Raw genomic sequence first — 25,731 nt, forward strand, 5'->3', positions numbered from 1 at the left:
CAGGCTCGCTCCCATAGGGGTACGCGGTCAACTGTGGGAGCGAGCCTGCTCGCGATAGGGCCTGAACCGACACCACAAAAAATCCAGGCCAAAAAAAACCGTCTCTTTCGAGACGGTTTTTTCATTCAGCGCCTGATCAGGCCGCTGGCTCCAGCTCTTCGCTGACGGCTGAAGTGGTGGTCACCACCGCTTGCCCGCTCAATGCCAGGTCCAGCAACTCACGGTTGGCCACCGCGTACATGGCGTAGTCCGTGCCGCTGGCGGCACGGATTTCCACCAGCATCGCGCGCCAGCGTTCGATCATGCCTTCGTGCGCTTCCATCCACAGCGCCAAGCGTGTTTCCACGTCCTGAGTGCCGTCGCCCTGTTGCAGGACGGAGATGGTGATCGCACGTTGCTGCCAGTCGACGTCATCACGGAACGCTTCACGGGCCAGGGCTTGCCAGTTGTTTTCAACCGGCAGCGCGCTGATCTGTTGCAGGTACCAGGTGATGTCCAGGGCGCTGCCGACGGCGAAGTAAGCCTTCGCGACGTCTGCTGCGTTCTGGCCGGTCACGTCCGACGCCTCGATGATTGGCAGCAAGGTGTACAGGTGAGTGGTGCCTGCAACCATGCGCGCCAGCAATTCAGGTACGCCAGCAGCGACGTAAGCCTGATAGCGGGTCTGCCAGCCTTCGCGAGTCGGGCCTTCCAGCAGTTCGTCGAGCTTGAGGCCCAGCGCTGCCAGATGTGGACCGAAGTGCGCGACGTCACGAGCGGCATTCTGCTCGTTGCGACGGCTGCGCAGGAACCAGCGCGTGGCGCGGCGGCCCAGACGCATCAGCTCATCCATCAGCTCCAGCTGCACGTCAGCGGACACCTGGTAGTCCAGGGCTTCGATCTGACGGAACCAGTGCGGGAGGTGGAAAATGTCACGCACGATCACATAGGCGCCCGCCACGTTCGCCGGGCTCATGCCGGTCGACTCTTTGAGTCGTTGAACGAAGGTGATGCCCATGTGGTTGACCAGGTCGTTGGCGATCTGGGTGCTGACGATTTCGCGCTTCAGACGGTGACGGCGCATGGCTTCGGAGAACTTGCTCACCAGGGACGGCGGGAAAGCGGTTTCCATGTCGCGGGTCAGGTAGTCGTCGTCCGGCACCAGGGAGTTGAGCAGCGCCTCCTTGAGGTCGATCTTGCTGTAGGAGATCAGCACCGACAGCTCGGCGCGGGTCAGGCCGTGGCCCTCTGCAACGCGCTCGTTGATCGCTTCTTCGTTCGGCAGGAACTCGATGGCGCGATCCAACTTGCCGCGGCCCTCCAGATCGTTCATCAGACGCTTGTATTCAGCGATACGCGGCAAGGCACGACGCGCAGCCAAAGACAGAGCCTGAGTCTGCTTGTAGTTGTTGCCCAGCACCAGGCTGCCGACTTCGTCGGTCATGCTCGCCAGCAACTGGTTACGTTGCTTGTCGGTCATGTCGCCCGCGTGAACCACTTCGTTCAGCAGGATCTTGATGTTGACTTCGTGGTCGGAGCAATCCACGCCACCGGCGTTGTCGATGAAGTCGGTGTTGGAACCGCCGCCATTGAGACCGAATTCGACACGACCCAGTTGGGTCATCCCGAGGTTACCGCCCTCGCCCACGACTTTGCAGCGCAGTTCGTTGCCGTTCACGCGCAGTGCATCGTTGGCCTTGTCGCCGACATCGGCGTGGCTTTCGCTGCTGGCTTTGACGTAGGTACCGATACCGCCGTTCCACAACAGGTCTACCGGTGCCTTGAGCAAGGCATTGAGCAGTTCGGTCGGGGTCAGCTTGTCGGCCTGAATGTCGAAGCGCTCTTTCATCTGCGGGGAAATCGCGATGCTTTTCGCGCTACGGGAGAAGATCCCGCCGCCTTCGGACATGATGCTGGTGTCGTAATCCGACCAGGCCGAACGCGGCAAGTCGAACAGGCGCTGACGCTCGGCGAAGCTGTTGGCAGGCGCAGGATTCGGGTCGATGAAGATGTGCAGGTGGTTGAACGCAGCCACCAGTTGCAGCGTCTCGGACATCAACAGGCCGTTACCGAATACGTCGCCGGCCATGTCGCCGACGCCGACCACGGTGATGCTGTCTTTCTGGACATTGATGCCGCGTTCGCGGAAGTGACGTTGCACGCCAACCCACGCGCCCTTGGCGGTAATGCCCATTTTCTTGTGGTCGTAACCGGCGGAACCGCCGGAAGCGAACGCGTCACCCAACCAGAAACCGTAGTCGATGGCGATGCCGTTGGCGATGTCGGAGAAGGTCGCAGTGCCCTTGTCCGCAGCCACCACCAGGTACGGGTCATCGTCGTCATGACGCACGACGTTGGCCGGCGGAACCAGCGCGCCGTCTTTCAGGTTGTCGGTGATGTCCAACAGGCCCGAAATGAAGATGCGGTAGCAGGCGATGCCCTCGGCCGCGATCTCGTCACGGCTGCCGCCCAGTGGCAGGCGACGCGGCAGGAAGCCGCCCTTCGCGCCGACTGGCACGATGACCGAGTTCTTCACTTGCTGGGCTTTTACCAGGCCCAGGACTTCGGTGCGGTAGTCTTCTTCACGGTCGGACCAGCGCAGACCGCCACGAGCAACGTTGCCGAAGCGCAGGTGCACGCCTTCGACGCGAGGCGAGTAAACGAAGATTTCGAACTTCGGTACCGGCTTCGGCAGCTCTGGAATCAGGTGCGGGTTGAACTTGAAGCTGAAGTACGACTTGTTCTTGCCGTTGGCATCAGTCTGGTAGAAGTTGGTGCGCAGGGTGGCCTTGATCAGGTCCAGGTAGCGACGCAGGATGCGGTCTTCGTTCAGCACCTGGACTTCGTCCAGAGCGGCGATGATCGCGTGCTCCAGGCGTTGCTGCTTGTCTTCCAGATCGTCGCCGGACAGCTTGCGTGCCAGGTAGAAACGGGTCTTGAACAACCGGGTCAACTCGCGAGCGATGTCGGTGTGGTTGTTCAGGGTGCTGGCGATGTAGCCCAGGTCGAAGCCCAGACGGATCTGCTTCATGTAGCGAGCGTAAGCGCGCAGCAGCGCTACATCGCGCCACGGCAGGCCGGCGGTCAGCACCAGGCGGTTGAACGCATCGTTCTCGGCATCGCCACGCACGATGTGGACGAAAGCGTCCTGCAGCGTGTCGTTGAGTTGCTGGATGTCGAGTTCCAGGCCTTCGGCAGCGGTGAACGCGAAATCGTGAATCCAGAATTCGCGGCCATTGGTGTGGCGCAGGCGATACGGGAATTCACCCAGTACGCGCAGGCCGAGGTTTTCCAGGATCGGCAACACGTCGGACAGCGCCAGCGGGGTATCGGCGTGATACAGCTTGCAGTGCAGCATGCGCTGGCCGGACACCTGACCCAGCGGCTGATAGAAGCTCATCACCAGTGGATTTTTTTCGTTCAGGCTCAGCAGGTGTTGCATGTCGACCACAGCCGAATGGGCTGCGAAACGTTCGCGGTAACCGGCCGGGAAGCCTTTCGGGAAGTCGGCCAGCACGTTGGTGCCGTGGGCTTCGCCGAAGCTTTCAACCACCAGGCTGGCGTAGTCGTCCTGCCAGCTGCGGCAGGCTTGCACCACTTCTTTTTCCAGCAGGACCGGATCGATGTCGAGACGGTTCTTCGGATCGACGCGCAGGATCAGTTGCACGCGAGCCAGCACGGATTCGGAGAAGAACGTCCAGAATTCGCAATCCGAAGCTTTCAGGCGATCCATCAGCACTTGCTGGATCTTCTGGCGCACTTCGGTGGAGTAGATGTCGCGTGGCACGTAGGCCAGGCAGTAGCAGAAACGGCCGTACGGGTCTTTGCGCAGGAACACGCGAATCTTGTTGCGTTCCTGGATCTGCACGATCGACATCACGGTGCTGAACAGTTCGTCGACCGGGGTCTGGAACAGGTCATCGCGCGGCAGTACTTCAACCACCTGCGCCAGTTCCTTGCCCAGGTGAGCCTTGGCCTGGAAGCCGGAACGGCGTTCGATTTCTTCGACCTTGCGACGGATGTACGGGATGACCCGCACGCTCTCGCCATACACCGAAGAGGTGTACAGGCCCATGAAACGGCATTCCTTGATCACGTTGCCGTCGGCATCGATTTCACGGATCGACACGTAATCCGGGTAAGCCGGACGGTGTACACGGCTTGGGTGCGCAGCCTTGGCGAACGACAGCAGGGTCGGTTCGCGCAGGTAGTTCACGGCGTAGTCTTCGATGCGCAGGTCATCGTAGGTCAGGCCGGTACGCAGCAGTTTGGTCAGGCCGAGGAAGGAATCCTGGTCGTAGACGATGTGGCCACCGTCGGCTTCATCGCGTACCACGAATTCTTCGTAGCCGAGGAACGTGAAGTGGTTGCCCACCAGCCATTCCAGGAAGCTTTTGATTTCGCCTTTTTCTTCCGGGTCGACCGCGTACTGGCTGTTGTCCAGGCCGGTGAGGATTTCCTGGACCTTGGCTTTCATCGGTTCGAAATCGGCGACGGCGACGCGGACTTCACCGAGCACCTGCTCCAGCTCTTTGCTCAGGACATTGAGCTCGGCGGTGTTGGCGCAACGGTCGATTTCCAGGTACATCAGCGATTCTTGAAGAATGCCTTCGCCCTGGGTGCCTTTCGGCAGGATTTCCAGCAACTCGCCCTTGCTGCCGCGACGCACGCTCAGCACAGTGGTTTGCAGGGTATGAATGCTGTAGCCGCGGCGGTTCAGCTCGGTACGCACCGAGTCCACCAGGAATGGCAGGTCGTGGTGCAGCACTTCGACCGCGGTGTGGGTCGACTGCCAGCCGTGGCGTTCGTAGTCGGGGTTGTAGACGCGCACTTGTGGTTGCGCGTGATCGAAGCGCTCAAGCAGGCGCCACGCAGAAAGGGTGCAGCCGGCGAGGTCGGACAACCGACGCTGGGTCAGCTCGTCCAGGGAAATGATGCCGAAGAATTGTTCAGCGAACAGCGCCACTTGTGGCAGTGCCTGTTCACTGATGTGCTGTGCCAGTGCCGCTTGCAGTTGGTGCTGGAAGTCGGCTTTGCTGGCTGCGGTGAAGAACGCCATCTGTGGTACTCCGCTTGGGCTTGTTATTGATGGAAGCGTCGCGTGCAAAACCCCTTTCGGGGCGATCCGTCACCCTGTTCCTGATTCTCGGGCAGAGGAAACAGGGGACAGGTGGGTGAAGCTGGACGAGACACTCAGGTCACATTCACCTTCCATGAATGGGCATCTGCAAAACCGACTGGGCTGCGAACAGCGCAATGTCTTTACAGGTGCTCATCCGTTGCGCAGCTTAACGAGTGCGGCGAGGCCCGTGCTTGCGGTGCTGCGACATATTCGGTCATCGGTACGCAACTGGCGGCACACGCCTCGAACAACACTAGCAGCCGTGGGCAAAAACGGGCGTTTTATCCCCGGTTTTCCGGCACCTGCGTACCAGAAATGACCAGTAACACTCCAAGTGTCCACGCCCCTCCTCTGACACTCAGCCGAGCAGAAATTCCGTTGGGCTGGCAGAATTGCGTTTTGTGCGTCTTCACCACGCTCGTCGAGCCAGGAATTCCCCATGCAAATGACCACCGCCCTCTTGATTGTGAACCCTTGCGATGACGAGGAAGACAACATGGCCATGCTCTGCTGCCACAGCGAGGCGGGCGACATGTTCCTGATGACCCGCTACCCGGACGAGGATGAACTGGAAATCACCCTCGACGGCGAGCCTTCGACCCTGGACGGCGTGAAAGTCACCCTCAGCCCTACCCGGCTGCTGATCGAAATCGCCGCGGCGGATGCGGATGCGTTGAATGGGGATGATTCTTTGGAAATCATTCACAACACGGAGGCTGGGGATTTGGCGGAAGTCGAGGAAACGCTGAAAAATATTCTTGAGGGGACGGGGACTTATATAAGCCAGCTCTGAATATCAGTGCTTTTGCCGGCCCCTTCGCGAGCAGGCTCGCTCCCACATTGACCGCGTTTCAATCAAACGACTCGGTCAACTGTGGGAGCGAGCCTGCTCGCGAAGAGGCCCGAAAGAACGGCAACACTTTCCGACCCGGACAAATTTCAGACAATTCCACCAATCATTTACCTTACTTTGCACAAAATGCCGTTAGTCGCCGCCCCCCGCGATGGATTAAAGTAACGCCCCCAGCCCAAGCGTTATTCGAACGACTTCGGCCACCTTCTCCAGGAACAGTCATCGATGGAACATCGTGAAGCGCTGCTTGCGCTGCGAACCTTTCTTTCAACGCAGATTCTCGGCCAGGAAAAACTCATCGAGCGCTTGCTCATCGCTTTGCTTGCCGACGGCCACATGTTGGTCGAGGGCGCCCCGGGCCTGGCCAAGACCAAGGCCATCAAAGAGCTTGCCGAAGGGATCGAAGCGCAGTTCCACCGCATCCAGTTCACCCCCGACCTGTTGCCGGCCGACATCACCGGCACGGAAATCTATCGCCCGGAAACCGGCAGCTTTGTTTTCCAGCAAGGTCCGATCTTCCACAACCTGGTACTGGCGGACGAAATCAACCGCGCCCCAGCGAAGGTTCAGTCGGCGTTGCTCGAAGCCATGGCCGAGCGTCAGGTCAGTGTCGGGCGCAGCACCTATGAGCTGTCGCCGCTGTTTCTGGTGATGGCCACGCAAAACCCGATCGAGCAGGAAGGCACCTACCCGCTGCCCGAAGCCCAGCTCGACCGTTTCCTGATGCACGTGAAAATCGGCTTCCCCGACGCCGCGGTCGAACGCAAGATCCTCCAGCAGGCCCGTGGCGAAGCCCTGAACGGCGAAACCAAGCCAGAACGTCGGGTCAGCCAGCAGGCGATCTTCGCCGCGCGCAAGGAAATCCTCGGTTTGTACATGGCCGACGCAGTGGAGGAATACCTGGTGCAACTGGTCATGGCCACGCGCAACCCAGGCAAGTTCGACCCGGAAATGGCCGACTGGATTGCCTACGGCGCCAGCCCTCGCGGCTCCATCGCCCTCGACCGTTGCGCCCGCGCTCACGCCTGGCTGGCCGGCCGCGACTTCGTCAGCCCGGAAGACATCCAGGCCGTGCTGTTTGACGTGCTGCGCCACCGCATCATTCTGTCCTTTGAAGCCGAAGCGGCTGGCATCGACCAGGACCGGGTGGTCCAGCGGATTCTCGACGTCGTAGCCGTCGCTTGACCCCGATGAACGCCCTACTGCCGCCCGAGCCGGGCATCCGTGTCAGCCTCGCCGAGCTGATCGACATGCGCCATCGCGTGCGTGAAGTGCAGTTATTCTCCACGCCGAGCCAGCGCAGCCCGCTGATCGGCCTGCATCACTCGAAATTTCGCGGGCGCGGCGTCGACTTCGACCAGGTGCGGGTGTATCAGGCCGGCGACGATGTGCGCACCATCGACTGGCGCGTGACCGCGCGCACCCAGGAACCCCATACCAAACTGTTCCATGAAGAACGCGAGCGGCCGATTTTCATCATGGTCGAGCAAAGCTGCCGGTTGTTCTTCGGATCAGGCCTGATGTTCAAATCAGTGCTTGCCGCTCAGGCCGCGAGCCTGATCGGCTGGGCCGCGCTGGGTCATAACGACCGGGTCGGCGGGTTGGTGTTCGGCGACAACGAGCATTACGAAATCAAGCCACGGCGCAGCAAACAGAGCCTGCTGCAATTGCTCAACCGGCTGGTGCGGGTCAATCAATCGCTGCACACCGAAACCGAGCAGAACCGCGATTCCCTCAACATGGCCCTGCGTCGGGCGCGGGAAGTGTTACGCCCCGGCAGCCTGGTGATCGTTATCTGCGACGAGCGCGCCTTGACCGAAGGTTCGGAACAACAGCTGAGCCTGCTGTCGCGCCATTGCGACCTGTTGCTGCTGCCCCTCTCCGATCCGCTGGATCACGCCCTGCCCGCCGCCGGTTTGCTGCGTTTCGCCGAACGCGGTGCGCAACTGGAACTCGACACCCTGAATTTCGACCTGCGCCAGACCTACCGCGCGCAGGCCGAAGCGCGCATCGCCCGCTGGGAATTGCTCGCCCAGAAGCTGCGCGTGTTGCTGATGCCGTTGAGCACCCAGAGTGAAATGGTCGAACAACTGCGCGAGTTTCTGAACCCTCAGAAACCGGGGAAAGGTCGATGAGCAGCCTCGATCAATTGCAGCCGCTGATTACGCCGCCGCCTATCGAATTCTGGCCGCCCGCGCCGGGCTGGTGGCTGTTGCTGTTATTGCTGCCGCTGATCGGCTTTGGCTTGTGGCGGATGCGACACTTGCTCGTGCGCAAACGTCCCATCGTTCGCGCCGAACAACCGCTGGACCCGGTGCGTCTCGCCGCACTGGCCGAACTGGCGCAAATGCCCAAGCCCTACGACGGCGCACCGGCCGGTGCCTGGTTGCAACAGCTCAACGGCTTGCTCAAGCGCCTGTGCCGCAACCACTACCCCTACAGCCAGAGCCACACCCTCAACGGGCGCAAATGGCTGGCCTTTCTCGACAACCGCTGCCCGGCGGCCGGCCTGACGCGCTGGATGGTGCTGGTGGAAGGCGCCTACAAACCCGAATGCAAACTCGACGACAAGGCCATCGCCGGCCTGACCCAAGCCGTCGACACCTGGATTCGCAAACATGTTTGAGTTCGCCTGGCCGTGGATATTTGCCTTGCTGCCCCTGCCGTGGCTGATGCGCGTGTTGCTGCCAGTGGCCGACAGCGGCGAGCCGGCCCTCAAAGTCAGCTTCCTCAATGACCTCGAAGGCCTGGCCCGCCGCCGTGCGCGGGCTAACCTGCCGGCCTGGCGTCAGCAGGCACCGTTCATGCTGCTGTGGCTGTTGCTGCTGATCGCCGCCGCGCGCCCGCAATGGCTCGGCGAACCGCTGCCAATTGCCGCCAGTGGCCGCGACTTGCTGGTGGCGGTGGACGTTTCCGGCTCGATGGATTTCCCCGACATGCAGTGGCAGGACGAGGACGTCAGCCGCTTGAGCCTGGTGCAACATTTGCTCGGTGATTTCCTCGAAAGCCGCGATGGCGATCGGGTCGGCCTGATCCTGTTTGGCAGCCAGGCCTATCTGCAAGCGCCGCTGACCTTCGACCGCCACACCGTGCGAGTGTGGCTCGACGAAGCGCGCATCGGCATCGCCGGCAAGAATACTGCCATCGGCGATGCCATCGGGCTGGCCCTTAAACGCCTGCGCCTGCGCCCGGCACAGAGCCGCGTGTTGATTCTGGTGACTGACGGCGCCAACAACGGCGGCGAAATCGACCCGTTGACGGCAGCAAGACTGGCGGCCAGCGAAGGGGTGAAAATCTACCCCATCGGCATCGGCGCCAACCCGGAAGAAAGCGGCACGCTGGGCTTCCTCGGCGTCAACCCGAGCCTGGACCTCGATGAGCCGGCCCTGAAAGCCATCGCCGAGGCCACTGGTGGTCAGTACTTCCGCGCCCATGACGGTAACGAACTACAGATCATCAAGGACACCCTCGACAAACTCGAACCGGTGACACAACAACCGACCCAGGCTCGCCCGGCGCAGGCGTTGTACCACTGGCCGCTGGCGATGGCCCTGCTGCTGAGCATGCTGTTGGTGGTGCGCGAACGCTGGCCGGATAACCTGTTGCAACGCCTGTTTACCAAGGATCTGTTCTTGCAATCGCCCCTGCCTGACTGGCGCCAGCGCCTCAAGCGCCTGCGCGTGCGGAGACGCCGATGAGCGCGCTCTGGCCTTTCTGGTTTCGCCCGTGGTGGCTGTTGCTGTTGCCGGTGCTCGGCTGGCTGCTGTGGCAACTCTGGCACCGGCAAAAGCGCGCCGGGCGCTGGCAGATGATTCTGCCGCCGGCCTTTCACGCAGCACTGCTCAGCGGTGGCAACGGACGCGACAGCAAACTGCCGTGGGTCGTGCTTGGCCTGGCATGGGTGTTGACCGTGCTGGCGCTGCTCGGCCCGAGTTGGCAGCGGGTCGAACAAAACAGTCAGAAACCCGCCGACCCGCTGGTGGTGGTGCTTGAGCTGACCCCGGAAATGCTCGCCACCGACGTGACGCCAAATCGCCTGGAACAAGCGCGACGCAAGCTGCTCGATCTGCTTGAGGTGCGCAGCGACGCCCAGACGGCCATCGTCGTCTACGCCGGCAGCGCTCACACCTTGGTGCCGCTGTCGGATGATCTGTCGACCAGCCGCAACCTGCTCGATGCGCTGAAACCGTCGCTGATGCCCGAGGCCGGCCATCGCGCCGATCTCGCGGTGAACAAGGCCCTGGCTCTGCTAAGTCAGGGAGCTTTGGGCGATGGCCGGATCCTGCTGATCAGTTCGACCCTGACCGAACAGGAACGCGAAGGCATCCATCAGGCATTGGACGGCCACTCGACCGAATTCTTGATGCTGGGCATCGGCACCGCCGAAGGTGCACCGGTGGCTCAGGAGGACGGCAGCTTCCTCAAGGACAGTGAAGGCGCAATTCTGGTGCCGCGCCTGGACAACTCAAGCCTCAAAGCCTTTGCCCATGAGCTCGGCGGACGCTATCGCCAGGCGCAACTGGACGAGGCCGACCTGCGCGCACTCGGACTGCTGGATGGCCCGCGCATGTTACGCAACGACGGACAGATGTTGCGTCTCGACACCTGGGCCGACCAGGGTTACTGGCTGTTGCTGCCGCTGTTGTTGCTGGCGGCGTGCGCCGGGCGGCGCGGCTGGTTGTTCTGCCTGCCGTTGCTGTTGGCGCTGCCGCAACCGAGTTACGCCTTCGACTTTGAAGACCTGTGGCTGCGCCCCGATCAACGGGGCCTGCATTTGCTCAGGCAAGACCACCCGGCCAGGGCTGCACAGTATTTCGAGGATCCGCAATGGCAAGGCGTGGCGCTGTATGAAGCTGGCGACTACAGTGGCGCCGCCCAGCGGTTTGCCCAGGGAAGTGACGCCCACGCCCACTACAATCGAGGCAATGCCCTGGCCAAAGGTGGAGAACTGGAAGCCGCGCTGGATGCTTACGAACAGGCGCTGGAACTGCAACCGGATTTGCGCCCGGCCCTGACCAACAAGGCGTTGGTGGAGAGTCTGCTCAAACAGAAAAACACTCCGCCACCGGTTGAGCCCGAGACCTCCGACGACAACAAGGCACCGTCCACCGAGCAAGAATCGCAGCCCGGTGCGGCCACGCAACCGACGAGCGAAGGTGAACCGCAAACCGACGTCCAACAGACCACGCCGGACGCCAAACAACAGACCACCTCGCCACCGAAACCGGGCGCCAATGAGGTGCCGGGCAGCGAGTTGGGCGACGAGCAAAGCACCAAGCCGCCACCGCGTCCGACCAGCGACACGATCGAAGGCGAACAGCTTCAAGCGCTGGAGCAATGGTTGCGCAAGATCCCGGATGACCCGGGTGAACTGCTCCGGCGCAAATTCTGGTACGAGCAGCAACAACATCAGGATCAGGGAAAAACTCGATGACCCGCTTCACCCTCTTCATGCTTGCCCTGCTGTGCTGTGCCGTTCAGGCTCAGGCAGAGGGGCTCGTGGCCAGCGTTGATCGCAGTCGCCTGAACTCCGGCGAGACGGTCGAGCTGACCCTTGAATCCAGCGACGTCACCCAGTTCGGCAAGCCGGACATGAGCCCGCTGGAGCCGCTGTTCGAAGTGCGCGGCACCCGTCAGGTCAATCAGTTGAACACCCTCAGTGGCGACAACCGCGCGACCACGCGCTGGATCATTACCTTGCTGCCCAAGGAAAACGGCAGCGTGACCATTCCGCCGTTGCAACTGGGCGAGGCGCAGAGCCAATCGATCACGCTGCAAGTGGTCGAGAGCGAAAACCAGGACACGGCGACCAAACTGGCCCCGGTGTTCATCGACGCCAGCCTCGACCAGAGCAGTGTGTACGTGCAGGCCCAGGCGATCCTGACCTTGCGCATCTACCATTCGGTGTCGCTGTACGACGACAGCAGCCTGACCCCGTTGCAGGTGCCCGATGCGCGCATCGAACAACTGGGCGAGTCGCGCACCTACGAAAAAGTCATCAACGGCCTGCGCCATGGCGTGATCGAAATGCGCTACGCGATTTATCCGCAACACAGCGGCGAATTGGCGATTCCGGCGCAGATCTTCAGCGCCACGCTGGTCGACACCCAGCCCGCGCAGGACGCCGCCGCCCAGGTGCCGAAATCCGGCAAGCTGATGCGCGTCAGCTCCACGCAGATGTTGCTGACGGTCAAGGCCAAACCCATCACCTACCCGGCTGACCTGCCCTGGCTGCCGGCTCGCAGCGTGACGCTGAGCGAAAGCTGGAACCCGGAACCGGACCACACCCAGGTCGGCGACTCGTTGACCCGCAGCCTGATCCTCAAAGTTGAAGGCCTGGCCAGTTCGCAACTGCCGCCGCTGCCCGCCACCGACGTCAACGGCTTGCGGCGCTATCCGGATCAACCGGTACTGGGCAACCAGAACAGTGAGCGCGGCCTGATCGGCAGTCGCGAAGACCGTGAAGCCCTGGTGCCTGCGCGCAGCGGTGCAATCGAATTGCCGGCGGTGGACGTGGTCTGGTGGAACACCTTTGAAGATCATCTGGAACGCAGCAGCCTGCCGGCGCGAACGCTGCAAGTCGCGAACAACCCGAGCATGCAGGTCGATACGCCGGCCGGGATGCCTCAGGTCGGTTCCACCGTGGACAGCGAAACCCTGTGGCGCTGGAAACTCAGCACGCTGATCCTGGCCTGCACCACCCTGCTCGGCTTCGGCCTCTGGTGGCGCGCGCGCTGGCAACCGGCGATCCTGCGTGCGACGCAGACCGGCCCGAGCCCGCGCACTGTCCTCGACGACCTCAAGCGCGCCTGCCTGGCGAACGACTCCCACGCCACCCGCCAGGCGCTCGACGCCTGGGCCCGGCAACAACCGGAAACCCTGGCCGACATGGCCGCCCGTTTCGTGCCTTTGTCCGATGCGCTGGACGGCTTGAACGGTGCGCTCTACAGCGAAACCGGCCAGCACTGGCAAGGCGAAGAACTGTGGCGCGCGATCAAGGCGATCCCGATTGCCGAGCGGGTTCAGGATCCGGTGGGTGATAGCGGGCTCCCTCCCCTATACCCCAAATAATCGAGCTTTTGTGGTGAGGGGGCTTGCCTGTGGCAAGCCCCCTCACCACAACTCTGCGGTTTCATCACATCCACCGCGCGCCACGCTTTTTTTGCCAGTAAACTCCTTCCCCTTTAGCCGCCCTCATTCCTCACGCGGCCATCACCTTATTTGCAACGGAGTCCGCCTTGCGTCTGTTCCACACCTCCGACTGGCACCTTGGGCAGAATCTGCACGGCCAGGAACGCGATTTCGAGCACGCCTGTTTTCTCGAGTGGTTGTTGCGCCAGCTGAAGCTGGACCAACCCGATGTGTTGCTGATAGCCGGCGATATCTTCGACACGGTCAACCCGCCGGTCAAAGCCCAGGAACGCCTCTACGACTTCATCGTCAGCGCTCATGAACAGCAACCATTGCTGACCATCGTGATGATCGCCGGCAACCACGATTCCGGCTCGCGAATCGAACTGCCCGCGCCATTGATGCGCCGCTTGCGCACCCATGCGCTCGGCCGCGTGTTGTGGCTGGACGACGGGCAACTGGACGCTGAACGCCTGTTGCTGCCGTTACCGGATGCAAGCGGTGAGATTGCCGGCTGGTGCCTGGCGCTGCCATTCCTGCGCCCTGCCGAAGTTACCGGCGCGCAGTTGGGCGACAACTATTTGCGCGGGATTGGCCAGGTTCACGAATGGCTGATCGAAGCGGCCAACGCCAAGCGCACACCCGGCCAGGCATTAATCGCCATCAGCCACGCGCACATGGCCGGCGGCTCGGTGTCTGAAGATTCCGAGCGCAGCCTGATCATCGGCAACGCCGAGGCCTTGCCCGCCAGCCTGTTCGGACCCAGCATCAGTTACGTCGCCCTCGGTCATTTGCACAAGCCGCAGAAGGTCAACGGCGAAGAGCGCATCCGCTACAGCGGCTCGCCGATTCCGCTGTCGTTCTCCGAGATCGGTTATCAACATCAGATTCTCGACGTCACCCTCGACGGCGAAACCCTGGTCAGCGTCGAACCGAAACTGATTCCTAGGGCAGTGAACCTGCAACGCATCGGCCCGGCGCCGCTGGCAGAGATCCTCCTGCAACTGGCCGACCTGCCCAACATCGATTTGCTGGCCGACATCCAGCGCCAACCGTGGTTGGAAGTCCGCGTTCGCCTCGACGAGCCACAACCCGACCTGCGTCATCAGATTGAAACCGCCCTGCAAGGCAAAGCCGTGCGTCTGGTGCGCATCGCCGCCGAGTACGCCGGCAACGGTAGCCGTGACGGCGTCGTCGACGGCACCACGCTGGTCGAACTGGATCAGCTCACGCCTCAGGAGTTGTTCAGTCGCGCCTGGCAGGACAGCTACGGTAGTGAGGTCGATGAGCAAACGCTGAAGGACTTTGCCGAGTTGCTGCAAGACGTGCAGATGGAGAGCGAACAGCCATGAAAATCCTCGCGATCCGCCTGAAAAACCTCGCCTCCCTGGCAGGGCCGTTTGAGATCGACTTCACCGCCGAACCCTTGGCCAGCGCCGGTTTGTTTGCGATCACCGGGCCGACTGGTGCCGGCAAAAGCACCTTGCTCGATGCCTTGTGCCTGGCCCTGTTTGGCGCCGTACCGCGCCTGAGCAATGCGCAAGTGTCGGCGAAAGCACCGGACGCCGATGGTGAAATCAGCACCGGCGACCCGCGCACGTTGTTGCGTCGCGGCACCGGCGAAGGCTATGCCGAAGTGGATTTCGTCGGCATCGACGGCCGGCGTTACCGCGCCCGCTGGGAAGCCAATCGCGCCCGGGAAAAGGCTGGCGGCAAGCTGCAAGCCAGTCGCCAGAGCTTGCGCGACATCGATCAGGATCAACTGCTGGCCAGCCAGAAAGTCGAGTTCAAAACCCAGCTCGAGTCCGTATTGGGCCTCAATTTCGAGCAGTTCACCCGCGCCGTTTTGCTCGCCCAGAGCGAATTTAGCGCCTTCCTCAAGGCCAACGACAACGAACGCAGCGAACTGCTGGAAAAACTCACCGACACCGCGCTGTACACCCAGCTCGGTCGCCGCGCGTTCGACAAGACCAAAGAGGCGCGTGAAGCGCACAAACTGTTGCAGGACCAGGCCACCGGCGTAACACCGCTGGCACCCGAAGCCCGCGCCGAACTGGATGAGCGCTTCAATGAAGCGCAGCAACAGCTGAAGACACAGCAGGCGCAGTTCAAGCAGCTTGAGCTGCAGCACACCTGGCTCAAAGAGCTGCGCCAGTTGCAGGACGAACAACTGAGCGCCACGGAGCAATTGACCGGTGCGCAGCAAGACTGGGAAAGTCAGGTCGGCGAACGCCTGAAACTGACGCGCCTGGAGCAGTTGGCCCCGCAACGGCACCAATTCGCCCGCAAAACCGAACTCACCGCCCAGCTCACACCACTGGCCGCGCAGATTCAGCAACACACGCAACAGCAACAGGAACTGACCGAGCGCCAGACCCAACTCGAACAGAGCCTGAGCAGCGCCCACACCGCGCTGACCGAAGCACAACAGCAGCACACCCACAGTGCGCCGCTGCTGCGCCAGGCCTTTGAAGCGCAAAGCACCCTCGCCCGTCTGGTCAAGGACGCGAGCCTCAGCGCCGATCTCAAGCAGCAAGCCGAACTGGCCTGCACTCAGGGTCAGAGCACCATTCAAGGTTTGCTGGACCAGCAGAAACTCGTCGCCGAACGCCTGCAACGCATCGCCGGGGAGCTAGAACAAAGCGCCGCACTGGCGCCGCTCAGCGAGGCGTGGAATGCCTATCGTGATCGCCTGCAACAGCTGATGTTGATCGGCAATCGCTTGAACAAGGGCCAGGCCGAAATGGCCGCCCTGGAGCTCAGCGCCACACGCGCAGCGCAAGCATTCACCGCGCAAAAGCAGCAGCTGGAAGTGCTCTACAAAGAGGCCGGCGCCGAGCCCGAAGCCGTGGCTGAACAGATCCAGTTGCTCGGCAATCTGTTGCAGGACAACCGCAAGCAGCTACGGGCCTTCGAAGAGCTGACACGACTGTGGAGCCAGCAGCGGGAGCTGGACAGCCGAGGCGCGGAGCTTCAACAACGCCAGTCGACCGCTCAGCAAGAACGGGACCGGCTGACCCAGGACGGGGTAAAAACCAAGAACGAACTGACGGTCGCCGAACAGACCCTGACCGTTACCCGCGAACTGCTGGAACGTCAGCGTCTGGCCCGCAGTGCCAGCGTCGAAGAATTGCGTGAGCAGTTGCAGGACGATCAACCGTGTCCGGTTTGCGGTAGCCCCGACCATCCTTATCATCAGCCAGAAGCGCTGCTGCAAAGCCTCGGCCGCCATGATGAAAGCGAGCAGGCCAACGCGCAGAAAGCCGTCGACCAACTGAAGGAAAAACTCACTGACTTGCGCGGAGAAGTCGGTGGCTTGATCGCTCAGCAGAAAGAGCTGCTACAGCAGCAAGAGCAACTCGCCACTCAGCAACAAGCCCTGACGCCAAGCCTCGACGCGCATCCTTTGTCGACGCAATTGCTGGCGCAGGACACGAACAAGCGCGATGCCTGGCTGACGCAGCAAAACACTCAGTTGAACCAGAGCATCACCCAGGACGAACAACGGCAAACCGCCCTGCTCACCTTGCAACAGGACGCCGCGCGCCTTCAGCATCAACTGCGCAGTGCCGAAACAGCGAGCCAGCAAGCGGCGCAGCACTTGAGTACTCAGCAACGCGAGTTGAGCAGCGATCGCCAGCGTCTGGATGAAGAACTGACGGCGTTCAGCACCCTGCTCCCGAGCGAGACGTTGGAAGCGTTGCGCAACGAGCCCGCCGCGACGTTCATGCAGCTCGACCGGCAGATTGCCCAGCGCCTGGAGCAACTCGAGCAGCAACGCGATGAACTCGGAGAACAACTGCAACGCCAGCAGACGCTGGAAAAAGAACAGGACCGCCAGCAAACGCGCATTCAGCAACTGGAAGTCGCCAGGCAGCAGTTCGATACCCTCGCCGAGCAACAGCAGGCCTGCCAGCAGAGCCTGACGCAATTGTTGGGCGTACACGCCAGTGCCGAGCAATGGCAGCAGCAGCTCGATCATGCGGTCGAACAGGCACGCACTGCAGAGTCGGCTGCCAATCAAGAACTGCAAACCGTGCGCACGCGCCTGGTGCAACTCGCCGCCGAACTCAAGGCCTTGCACGAGCGCTCTCAAGCGCTGGAAACCGAAGACCGCGAGTTGAGCAGCAAGATCGCCGATTGGCGCGCCCAGCATCCGGAGTTGGATGACGGTGGTCTGGAAGCGTTGCTGAGCGTCGACGATCAACAGGTCAGCGAACTGCGCCAGCAATTGCAGCACAGTGAAAAAGCCATCGAACAGGCCAAGGTCTTGCTGCAAGAGCGCGACAAACGCCTGCTCAATCATCAGGCGCAGCACAATGGCAACCTCGATGCCGATCAATTGGCCAGCGCGCTCGCCGAACTGCAAAACCTGTTTGCCGCCAGCGAACACCGCTGCGCCGAACTGCGCGCCGAACAGGCCGAGGATCAGCGCCGGCAAAACGCCAATCAGGCGCTGGCACAGCAGATCGCCGACGCCTACACCGAGTATCAGCGTTGGGCTCGCTTGAGTGCACTGATCGGTTCGGCCACCGGCGATACCTTCCGCAAGATCGCGCAGGCGTACAACCTCGACTTGCTGGTGCATCACGCCAACGTGCAACTGCGCCAACTGGTGCGCCGTTATCGGTTGAAGCGCGGTGGCAGCATGCTCGGGTTGCTGGTGATGGACACCGAGATGGGCGATGAACTGCGTTCGGTGCACTCGCTGTCGGGCGGTGAGACATTCCTGGTGTCGCTGGCGCTGGCCTTGGGCTTGGCGTCGATGGCGTCCAGCACGTTGAAAATCGAATCGCTGTTCATCGACGAAGGCTTCGGCAGCCTCGATCCGGAATCCCTGCAACTGGCCATGGACGCGCTCGATGGCTTGCAGGCTCAGGGTCGTAAAGTCGCGGTGATTTCCCATGTGCAGGAAATGCATGAACGGATTCCGGTGCAGATTCAGGTCCATCGCCAGGGCAACGGCCTGAGTACGCTGGAGGTGAAATGAATACGCTGTATTCCTTCCGCCGCTGCCCGTACGCCATGCGTGCGCGCATGGCCCTGCGTTATTCAGGGGTCGCGGTTGATATTGTCGAGGTCAGCCTCAAGGCCAAACCCGCCGAGATGCTCGCGCTGTCGAGCAAAGGCACGGTGCCGGTGCTGAGCGTTGATGGTCGGGTCATCGATGAAAGCCTGGCGATCATGCACTGGGCGTTGGCGCAAAATGATCCACAGGACTGGTTGCTTAAAGATGATCCCGCCGGACAGGCGCAGATCGCCGCCCTCATCGAAGCAAACGATCAGGTGTTCAAGGTGCATTTGAATCGCTACAAATACGCCGAACGTTACCCCGAACAGCCGATGGAGGTTTATCGGGCACAAGGTGAGGTGTTTTTGCGTCAGCTTGATGAATTGCTGCAGGGGCGCGATTACTTGCTGGCCGAACATCCAAGCCTGGCGGATGTAGCGTTGATGCCGTTCATACGGCAGTTCGCCCATGTCGATCGCGAGTGGTTTGCGCAGACGCCTTATGTGCGGCTGCAAGACTGGTTGCAGCGTTTTTTGGAGTCAGGCCTGTTTACCGGCGTGATGCACAAGTAACCCCACACATAACTTGTGGCGACTGGTCGCTCAGGCAAACACTTCACACATCCGCAACACCGAGCAATCCACCTGAAACCGCCCGAAGAAATCGACCTGGCGCTTGATCGGTGGATTACCCGCCAACAGCCCCATCGCCTTTTGCGTTTCAATATTGCGTGCAAGGTTGTGATTGGCCTCTATCGAGCGAGCCACAGAACCCGCCGAAGCCTGCCCGATGCCCAGCAACGATGAACCGTTGGTGATGAATGCCAGAAAGGCAATCACCCAGAGTTTGCGCCCTTTCATGCCCCGACCACTCCCGCCAGTTCTGCGTGATCGACCACGACGTCTTGAGCGCGGTGTTCGAACTGGATGGCGGGATAGGCGACCTGAATCGGCGCGTCGATGGTGTGTTGCGATTGAGCCGAAAGGCTGACCACCAGCACCATTGCGACGTAAAGACCGATAGCCAGGTAGGCGCCGTGTTTGGCAGAAGTGAGGATTGAGCTGGCCATGGTGTTCTCCGCGGGCATGTTTCGATGCCCACAGAATCAATCAAAAAAGCTGTGGCAACCACTCAGGGTTATCCATAGTGACCATCAGCTTCGTTGATCATTAAGCCAGTCTATTTCAGTCTTCGATAAAACTCATCAAGCGCTCGCGCGCAGCATCCGGCTCGTCTGGAACGGGCTGGACAGCCGAAACAATGGGGGTGGAATACAGAAAAAGAAGAACCACTGCCAGACGCATCGCCATGCTGTCGATCCTTGTTATTAGAAAAGGAGTCAAAAACTCAGCGTCAAATCTAGACTCGTGGCGATGTGATATCAAGTCGAGAGTTGATGGCAATGTGATGCTGTCGTAAACGCGTTATGCAGGAGCGACATCACTCAGGTTTCTCGAAGCTTTTCAGCTTGATCGACGCAAGTGACTTCGCTCCTGCATAAAAGGTGCAGGGCTTGAAGTTCAGGCTTGGGTTTTGTGATCCAGAGCGGCGTAGAAGTTGGCGCTCTGTTGCAGGTATTTCTGGGTGTAGCTCTGGGAGTGGGATTTTTTCTCGCTGATTTCAACGTTGGCGCTGGCTGGCAGAGCAACGGTGGCGGAGATGGCGGAAGCGGCGATTACAGAGAAGAGATTGAAGTTCATGGCGGTATTCCTCGGATTCAGTTGGCTTGCTTGCCCGGTGGGGCCGTGAAGCAAACTTAACCTTCGAGGGTCCGCGTCTTGAAATGCTTTGTAGCATTAGCAGATATCAGCATCATTAATAGAAGGTTGCAGGCCCCTTGTACCGGGGCCTGCGGCCTATTGACGCAGCATGAACTTGAGGTCGCTCGGCGCGTCCATCGGCAGCTTTTGCACGGTTTTACCCAACAAACCGGTCTTGGCATCGCGTTCGACGACGACAATCTGGTTGCTCTTCTGGTTGGCAATCAACACGAACTGGCCACTGGGGTCGAGGCTGAATTCGCGCGGATGGTCGCCTTCCACGGAGCGTCGCTGCAGTTCCTTGAGGTGGCCCGTCGCAGGGTCGATGGCAAACACCAGCAACTGATTGGCGGTGCCACGGTTGCTGACGTAGAGGAATTTGCCATCAGCGGAGGCATGCAGCGCTGCCGCTGCCTTATCGGACGTAGGCTGGCCCGCAGCGAGGTCGACCATCTGCGTTTGCGCCAGCGTGCCGTCCTTGTAATCGAACACGGCCACCTGAGCACTCATTTCCATGCTCAGCCAGGCATGCTTGCCATCAGCGCTGAACAGCAGATGACGCGGCCCGCTACCCGGTGGCAACTGCACCGATGCCGGTTGGGCTGGCTTCAATGGCAGATCCGGGTTGGCCTTGGGGTCGAAGCGATAGACAAAAACCTTGTCCGCGCCCAGGTCATTGGAGAACACGTAGCGACCGTCCGGCGAGGACATCGTCGAATGCACGTGCGCCGACATCTGCCGCTCGGGGTTGACCCGACTCGACGGATGACTGCTCATCTGCACCACGCTGTTGAGTTTGCCATCAGCGCCCACCGGCAACACCGCGAGGGTGCCGCCCGGATCTTCCACCACCGAATAGTTGCTGACAAATAGATGACTGCCATCGCCGCTGAGGCTCGAATGGGTCGGCTCGTTGCCCAGGCTCTGCACCTGATTGATCAGGCTCAGTGCATGGGTCTTGGGATCAATGGCATAACTGCTGACGCGCCCGACTGGATCTTTCTGCCCCGGACCGTTTTCGTTGACCACGAACAGCCGATGCTGATCCTTGGACAGGGTCAGCCAGGACGGGTTTTCACTCTTGATCACTTGCAATGGCGTGGGGTTGATCTGCCCGGTCGAGCTGTCGAAGCTCATGCGATAAATGCCCTGACTCTGACCCGCCGTGTAGGAACCCACCAGCAATTGATAGTCCTCGGCCGAGGAGACCTGAGTGCCCATCGCACCGATACTGCCGGCCATCAACAGAGGCCAGATCTTACGCATCCTCATGCTCGCCGTCCTCGTCGTCACCGCCGCCGAATGCTTCCGTACACACCAGACGATGCTCACCGGAACTGCCAGTGATCAGCCAGCTTTGCAGGTCTGGATCGAAAGTCGCGGCCTCAACTTCGGCCGGGGTGAACTCCCAGTGCTTAGACACACGACCGTCGATGCATTCGATGTGCAGGTTGTCGTCTTCATCGAGGGAGAATTCGAATGCGTGCAACCCGTCGATTTCCACCATATCGCAGTGTTCGAGGGTGTTGAGCAAGGTGTCGGCTTGGGCAGTCATGGCAATCAATCTATGAATGGGAAAGACGCAATGATAGCTCATGACACCGACCCCCTGTGGGAGCGAGCCTGCTCGCGAAGGCGATTTAAAATTCAACATCATTGTTGAATGAAAGACCGCTTTCGCGAGCAGGCTCGCTCCCACAGGGGATTAGGGTGTGGCTGTTACAGGGCTTCTCTGGATGGTTGGCCATCCACCAGGCGCTGGATGCGCAGCGGATTGCCATTCTTCAACGCGTCCGGCAGCAGGCTGTCCGGGTAGTTCTGGAAGCACACCGGGCGCAGGAAGCGGTCAATCGCCAAGGTGCCCACCGACGTGCCGCGCGCATCGGACGTCGCCGGGTACGGTCCGCCGTGGACCATCGAATCGCACACTTCCACGCCGGTCGGATAGCCGTTCAGCAGAATCCGTCCGACCTTTTGCTCCAGCAGCGCCGTAAGCTCGCCGAACTGTTCGAAGTCCGCCGGATCGCCAATGACCGTCGCCGTGAGCTGGCCATGCAGCCCGTTCAGTGCAGCGCTCAATTGCGCCTGATCAGCCACTTCCACCACCACCGTGGTCGGACCGAACACCTCTTCCTGCAAGACTTCATCGCCCTCGAGCAACAGGTTGACGTCTGCCTTGAACAGTTGCGGCTGAGCCTGATTGCCCTTTTGCGCGCTGCCCGCCAGGTGCGAGATGCCCGGATGCGCGAGGAGTTTTTCCAGGCCTTTGCCATAGCTGCTCAAGGTTCCGGCATTGAGCATGGTTTGCGCCGGCTGATCGTTGATCAACCACGCGACCTGCTGCACGAACGCGCTGAACTGCGGCGAGCGAATCCCGATCACCAACCCTGGATTGGTGCAGAACTGGCCACAGCCCTGAACCACCGACGCCGTCAGGTCACGGGCGACGGTTTCAGCGCGGCTGTGCAACGCCTGCGGCAACACGATCACCGGGTTGATGCTCGACATTTCCGCGAATACCGGGATCGGCTGCGCGCGTGCAGCGGCCATGTCGCACAGGGCTCGGCCGCCCTTTAGCGAGCCGGTAAAGCCGACGGCCAGAATCGCCGGGTGCTTGACCAGCGCTTCGCCGACGCCGCCACCGTAGATCATATTGAACACACCGGCCGGCATGCCTGTTTTTTCTGCGGCGCGCAGGATTGCGTCAGCCACCCATTCGGCCGTGGCCATGTGGCCGCCATGAGCCTTGAACACCACCGGGCAACCGGCTGCCAGGGCCGAGGCGGTGTCGCCGCCAGCGGTCGAAAACGCCAATGGAAAGTTGCTGGCGCCGAACACCGCGACCGGGCCAAGCCCGATACGGTATTGGCGCAAGTCCGGACGTGGCAGTGGCGTGCGCTCGGGCAATGCTTTGTCGATCCGCGCACCGTAAAAATCACCACGACGCAGCACTTTGGCGAACAGGCGCATCTGGCCACTGATGCGACCGCGTTCGCCTTGAATGCGCCCGGCAGGCAGCGCGGTTTCGCGGCAAACCACGGCGACGAACTCGTCCCCCAGCGCGTCCAGTTCGTCGGCAATCGCATCGAGGAATTGCGCACGACGTTCCGCGCTCAGGCTGCGATAGGCCGGGTAAGCCGTCGCGGCAGCCTTGGCAGCGGCGTCCACTTCTTCCGGGGTGGCCTGGTAAAAATCGTGTGGCAACGCTTCACCGGTGCTGGCATCGATGCTCTGGAGCTTGAGTGAGCCGACAGCGCTGCGCTGGCCACCGATGTAGTTGTGTCCAAGGATCTGGGTCATGCATGTCTCCTTAAAGGGTGCCGACGGTGCCGGGTTCGAACGCTGCTGGCGCCGGCTCGATGCCATTGATCAACGGTGCACCAAATTCGGCCTGGCTGATCTCGAACACATCGCCCGGCTGCGTACGAATACCGTCAGCGAACGACAAGGTCGCGGTGCCGAAGAAATGAATGTGCACGTCACCCGGCCGCAGGAACTGGCTGTACTTGAAATGGTGGTACTCGAGGTTTTCCAGGCTGTGGCACATGTTGGCTTCGCCGCTGAGAAACTCGTTTTGCCACAGCACTTCGCCGTCGCGCAGGATGCGGCTGGTGCCGGCCAGATGTTGGGGTAATTCGCCGACCCGAAGCTCCGGGCCGTAACTGCAACTGCGCAATTTGGAGTGCGCCAGGTACAGGTAATTCTTACGTTCCATGACGTGGTCGGAGAACTCGTTGCCGACTGCATAACCCAGGCGATAAGGCTTGCCATCGTGGCCAATGACGTAGAGGCCGCTGAGCTCGGGCTCTTCGCCGGCGTCTTCGGCGAACGGTGGCAGCGGGAACGGCTGACCCGGCCGAACGACGATGCTGCCGTCGCCCTTGTAGAACCACTCCGGTTGTACGCCCGCCTGCCCGGCGCCCGGTTTACCGCCCTCCACGCCCCATTTGAAGATGCGCATGGTGTCGGTCATGGCCGCTTCGTCACCGGCGTGTTGATGCATTTTGTCCCGGGCCGAGGCGCTGCCCAAATGGGTCAGGCCCGTGCCGCTGACCAGCATGTGCGCCGGGTCCGGGTGATCCAGCGGTGGCAGGATGCGCAATGTGGCAAGCAGTTCGGCGTAGTCGTGGCTGATGCCCAGGCCCAAAGCATTTACTTGCTGCTGCAGATTTGTGCCGGCTTCGATGGCTGCCAGTGCCAGATCGCGAACGGTGTGTGCGTCCTGGACTTCCCGGACCAGACCGCCCTCGACGACGCCGACGCGGCGCTCGCCGTTACTTAATTCGAATTGAACCAAACGCATGAATATTCTCCTGTTAACACTTTTGAAATCGGCATTGCACCCTGTGAGAGCGAGCCTGCTCGCGAAGAGGTCAGCACATCCGACATCTTTGGCGGCTAACACTCCGCTTTCGCGAGCAGGCTCGCTCCCACAGGGGATTTGGGGATGGCTAGGTACGGGTCGCACCACGCGCACTGGCCGCAAACTGATCCGCCGGCAGCACATGCTTGCGCTCCAGCAACCGGTAAACCACACCCGTCAGCACCAGCCCGAACACCATCACACCCGAAAGGAAATACAGCCCCGACGCCAGGTTGCCGGTGTACTCCTTCAGCGCACCGATCACGAACGGACCGATGTAACCGCCAAGGTTGCCCACCGAGTTGATCAAGGCGATCCCGGCCGCGGCACTGGCCCCGGCAAAGAAGCGGCCCGGCAAGGTCCAGAACACCGCCGTGCAGGAAAACAGCGCGAACGCCACCAGACACAACGCCGCCAATTGCAACACCGGCACCGTCAGCCAGGCACTTAGGAACAGGCCGATGGCACCCAGCACGTACAGCACGGCCAAGTGACCGTAGCGGTCATTCAAACGGTCGGAGCTGCGCGGAATGATCAGCAAACCGACGATCCCGAAAATGTACGGCACTGCGGAAACGAAACCGGTGACGAGGTCACTGCCACCGAACTGTTTGATCAACGTCGGTAACCACAGGCCCAGTCCATAAATGCTCAACGTCACCGGCAGGTAAAACAGTGCCAGCAGCAACACGCGTTTGTCCTTGAGAGCGTGCAGCGGATTGCCGTGACGGGTCTGGCCGTATTCCTCAAGGTCCTTTTTCAACTCGCCGGACAACCAGTCCTTCTCGGCCTGGTCCATCCATTTCACTTGTTGCGGACCATCAGGCAGGTAACGCAGTACCGGCCAGGTCAGCAGGATCGCCGGGGTGCCGATGACGATGAACAACCACTGCCAGCCGTGCAAACCGAGCGTCCCGTCCATACCGAGCAAGCCACCGGACACCGGCCCGGTGACCATCATCGCGATGGGTTGGGAAAGGATGAACAGACCGAGGATTTTGCCGCGATGGCGAATCGGGAACCACTGCGTGATGTAGTACAGAACGCCCGGGAAGAACCCGGCTTCCGCCGCACCGAGCAGAAAGCGCATCACATAGAAGCTCTGCGGTCCCTGAACGAACGCCATGCCGATGGTGATGGCGCCCCAGGTGATCATGATCCGCGCGAACCAGCGTCGTGCACCGAAGCGATCAAGCATCAGGTTGCTGGGGATTTCAAACAGGAAATAACCAATGAAGAACAGCCCGGCACCCAGACCGTAAGCCGCGTCACCGAGGCCGATGTCGGCGCCCATGTGCAGCTTGGCGAAGCCTACGGCGGAGCGATCCACATAGGCGATCAGGTACAGCAGGATCAGGAAGGGAATCAGTTTCAGCGTGATGCGGCGGATAAGCCGCAGTTCCTGGCTCATGAGATCGGTCTCCGATTGTTGTTGTTATAGAACCTCGGGGGCCGCCTCTCGCCAAAAATCACCAGGGCCAACCCTCCGTTGAAATCGACTATATAGTATTA

At 61.1% G+C, this 25,731-nt stretch carries 20 protein-coding genes; 10 read left to right on the top strand and 10 right to left on the bottom strand.

The annotated features are described in order from the left end of the window. Window positions 1-136 precede the first annotated feature (136 nt). Window positions 137-5,038 carry an NAD-glutamate dehydrogenase gene (locus AC07N8_RS00535; RefSeq protein WP_483844054.1) on the bottom strand — a complete coding sequence of 1,634 codons (4,902 nt, stop codon included), beginning with the start codon at window positions 5,036-5,038 and terminating at the stop codon, window positions 137-139. 502 nt (window positions 5,039-5,540) lie between these two features. Between AC07N8_RS00535 and AC07N8_RS00540 the strand changes: the two genes are divergently transcribed. The 10 genes from AC07N8_RS00540 to AC07N8_RS00585 all read left to right on the top strand — a co-directional run bounded on the left by AC07N8_RS00540 (window position 5,541) and on the right by AC07N8_RS00585 (window position 18,668). Further along, on the top strand, window positions 5,541-5,894 hold the full coding sequence (locus AC07N8_RS00540) for a hypothetical protein (protein WP_483844053.1): 354 nt from the start codon (window positions 5,541-5,543) through the stop codon (window positions 5,892-5,894). A 285-nt stretch (window positions 5,895-6,179) separates the two neighbouring features. Next, a complete protein-coding gene (locus tag AC07N8_RS00545; RefSeq protein WP_027923426.1) occupies window positions 6,180-7,139 on the top strand; it encodes an AAA family ATPase in 960 nt (319 codons plus the stop codon). A 5-nt stretch (window positions 7,140-7,144) separates the two neighbouring features. Next, entirely contained in the window at window positions 7,145-8,089 is a 945-nt protein-coding gene (locus tag AC07N8_RS00550; protein WP_483844052.1) for a DUF58 domain-containing protein, read from the top strand. After that, window positions 8,086-8,580 (top strand): DUF4381 domain-containing protein, encoded by a 495-nt coding sequence (locus AC07N8_RS00555; protein ID WP_483844051.1) that lies wholly within the window; start codon window positions 8,086-8,088, stop codon window positions 8,578-8,580. Before AC07N8_RS00550 ends, AC07N8_RS00555 begins: the two co-directional genes overlap by 4 nt. After that, window positions 8,573-9,652, top strand: coding sequence for a vWA domain-containing protein (locus tag AC07N8_RS00560; RefSeq protein ID WP_483844050.1), 1,080 nt, complete (start codon window positions 8,573-8,575; stop codon window positions 9,650-9,652). Before AC07N8_RS00555 ends, AC07N8_RS00560 begins: the two co-directional genes overlap by 8 nt. Beyond that, window positions 9,649-11,388: a VWA domain-containing protein gene (locus AC07N8_RS00565; protein ID WP_493144817.1), complete on the top strand. Its 1,740-nt coding sequence runs from the start codon at window positions 9,649-9,651 to the stop codon at window positions 11,386-11,388. Before AC07N8_RS00560 ends, AC07N8_RS00565 begins: the two co-directional genes overlap by 4 nt. Then, entirely contained in the window at window positions 11,385-13,025 is a 1,641-nt protein-coding gene (locus AC07N8_RS00570) for a BatD family protein (RefSeq protein ID WP_493144819.1), read from the top strand. The genes AC07N8_RS00565 and AC07N8_RS00570 overlap by 4 nt, the downstream gene beginning before the upstream one ends. Before the next feature lie 167 nt (window positions 13,026-13,192). After that, window positions 13,193-14,437, top strand: coding sequence for an exonuclease SbcCD subunit D C-terminal domain-containing protein (locus AC07N8_RS00575; RefSeq protein WP_493144821.1), 1,245 nt, complete (start codon window positions 13,193-13,195; stop codon window positions 14,435-14,437). Beyond that, complete coding sequence (locus tag AC07N8_RS00580; RefSeq protein WP_493144823.1) at window positions 14,434-18,075, top strand: AAA family ATPase; 3,642 nt, start codon at window positions 14,434-14,436, stop codon at window positions 18,073-18,075. Before AC07N8_RS00575 ends, AC07N8_RS00580 begins: the two co-directional genes overlap by 4 nt. Continuing rightward, on the top strand, window positions 18,072-18,668 hold the full coding sequence (locus tag AC07N8_RS00585; RefSeq protein WP_493144825.1) for a glutathione S-transferase: 597 nt from the start codon (window positions 18,072-18,074) through the stop codon (window positions 18,666-18,668). Before AC07N8_RS00580 ends, AC07N8_RS00585 begins: the two co-directional genes overlap by 4 nt. A 30-nt stretch (window positions 18,669-18,698) precedes the next feature. Here AC07N8_RS00585 and AC07N8_RS00590 read toward each other — a convergent pair whose 3' ends face one another. From AC07N8_RS00590 to AC07N8_RS00630, 9 genes are all read right to left on the bottom strand, one after another. Further along, window positions 18,699-18,956, bottom strand: coding sequence for a hypothetical protein (locus AC07N8_RS00590; RefSeq protein WP_483844044.1), 258 nt, complete (start codon window positions 18,954-18,956; stop codon window positions 18,699-18,701). Continuing rightward, complete coding sequence (locus tag AC07N8_RS00595; RefSeq protein WP_483844043.1) at window positions 18,953-19,165, bottom strand: hypothetical protein; 213 nt, start codon at window positions 19,163-19,165, stop codon at window positions 18,953-18,955. The genes AC07N8_RS00590 and AC07N8_RS00595 overlap by 4 nt, the downstream gene beginning before the upstream one ends. A gap of 115 nt (window positions 19,166-19,280) precedes the next feature. Next, window positions 19,281-19,406, bottom strand: a complete 126-nt coding sequence (locus tag AC07N8_RS00600; protein ID WP_483844042.1) for a hypothetical protein — start codon at window positions 19,404-19,406, stop codon at window positions 19,281-19,283. Between the two features lie 210 nt (window positions 19,407-19,616). Beyond that, window positions 19,617-19,796 carry a hypothetical protein gene (locus tag AC07N8_RS00605; protein WP_483844041.1) on the bottom strand — a complete coding sequence of 60 codons (180 nt, stop codon included), beginning with the start codon at window positions 19,794-19,796 and terminating at the stop codon, window positions 19,617-19,619. 156 nt (window positions 19,797-19,952) lie between these two features. Continuing rightward, entirely contained in the window at window positions 19,953-21,128 is a 1,176-nt protein-coding gene (locus tag AC07N8_RS00610; protein ID WP_493144828.1) for a lactonase family protein, read from the bottom strand. Continuing rightward, window positions 21,115-21,411, bottom strand: coding sequence for a DUF5629 family protein (locus AC07N8_RS00615; RefSeq protein WP_493144830.1), 297 nt, complete (start codon window positions 21,409-21,411; stop codon window positions 21,115-21,117). Before AC07N8_RS00615 ends, AC07N8_RS00610 begins: the two co-directional genes overlap by 14 nt. A 164-nt stretch (window positions 21,412-21,575) precedes the next feature. Then, window positions 21,576-23,156: an aldehyde dehydrogenase (NADP(+)) gene (locus tag AC07N8_RS00620; protein WP_493144831.1), complete on the bottom strand. Its 1,581-nt coding sequence runs from the start codon at window positions 23,154-23,156 to the stop codon at window positions 21,576-21,578. Window positions 23,157-23,166: 10 nt separating this feature from the next. Then, a complete protein-coding gene (gene araD1, locus AC07N8_RS00625; protein ID WP_493144833.1) occupies window positions 23,167-24,159 on the bottom strand; it encodes an AraD1 family protein in 993 nt (330 codons plus the stop codon). Between the two features lie 148 nt (window positions 24,160-24,307). Then, window positions 24,308-25,630 (bottom strand): MFS transporter, encoded by a 1,323-nt coding sequence (locus tag AC07N8_RS00630; protein WP_483844036.1) that lies wholly within the window; start codon window positions 25,628-25,630, stop codon window positions 24,308-24,310. Window positions 25,631-25,731 lie beyond the last annotated feature (101 nt).

The organism is Pseudomonas sp. GW821-FHT10C09, from assembly GCF_059415465.1.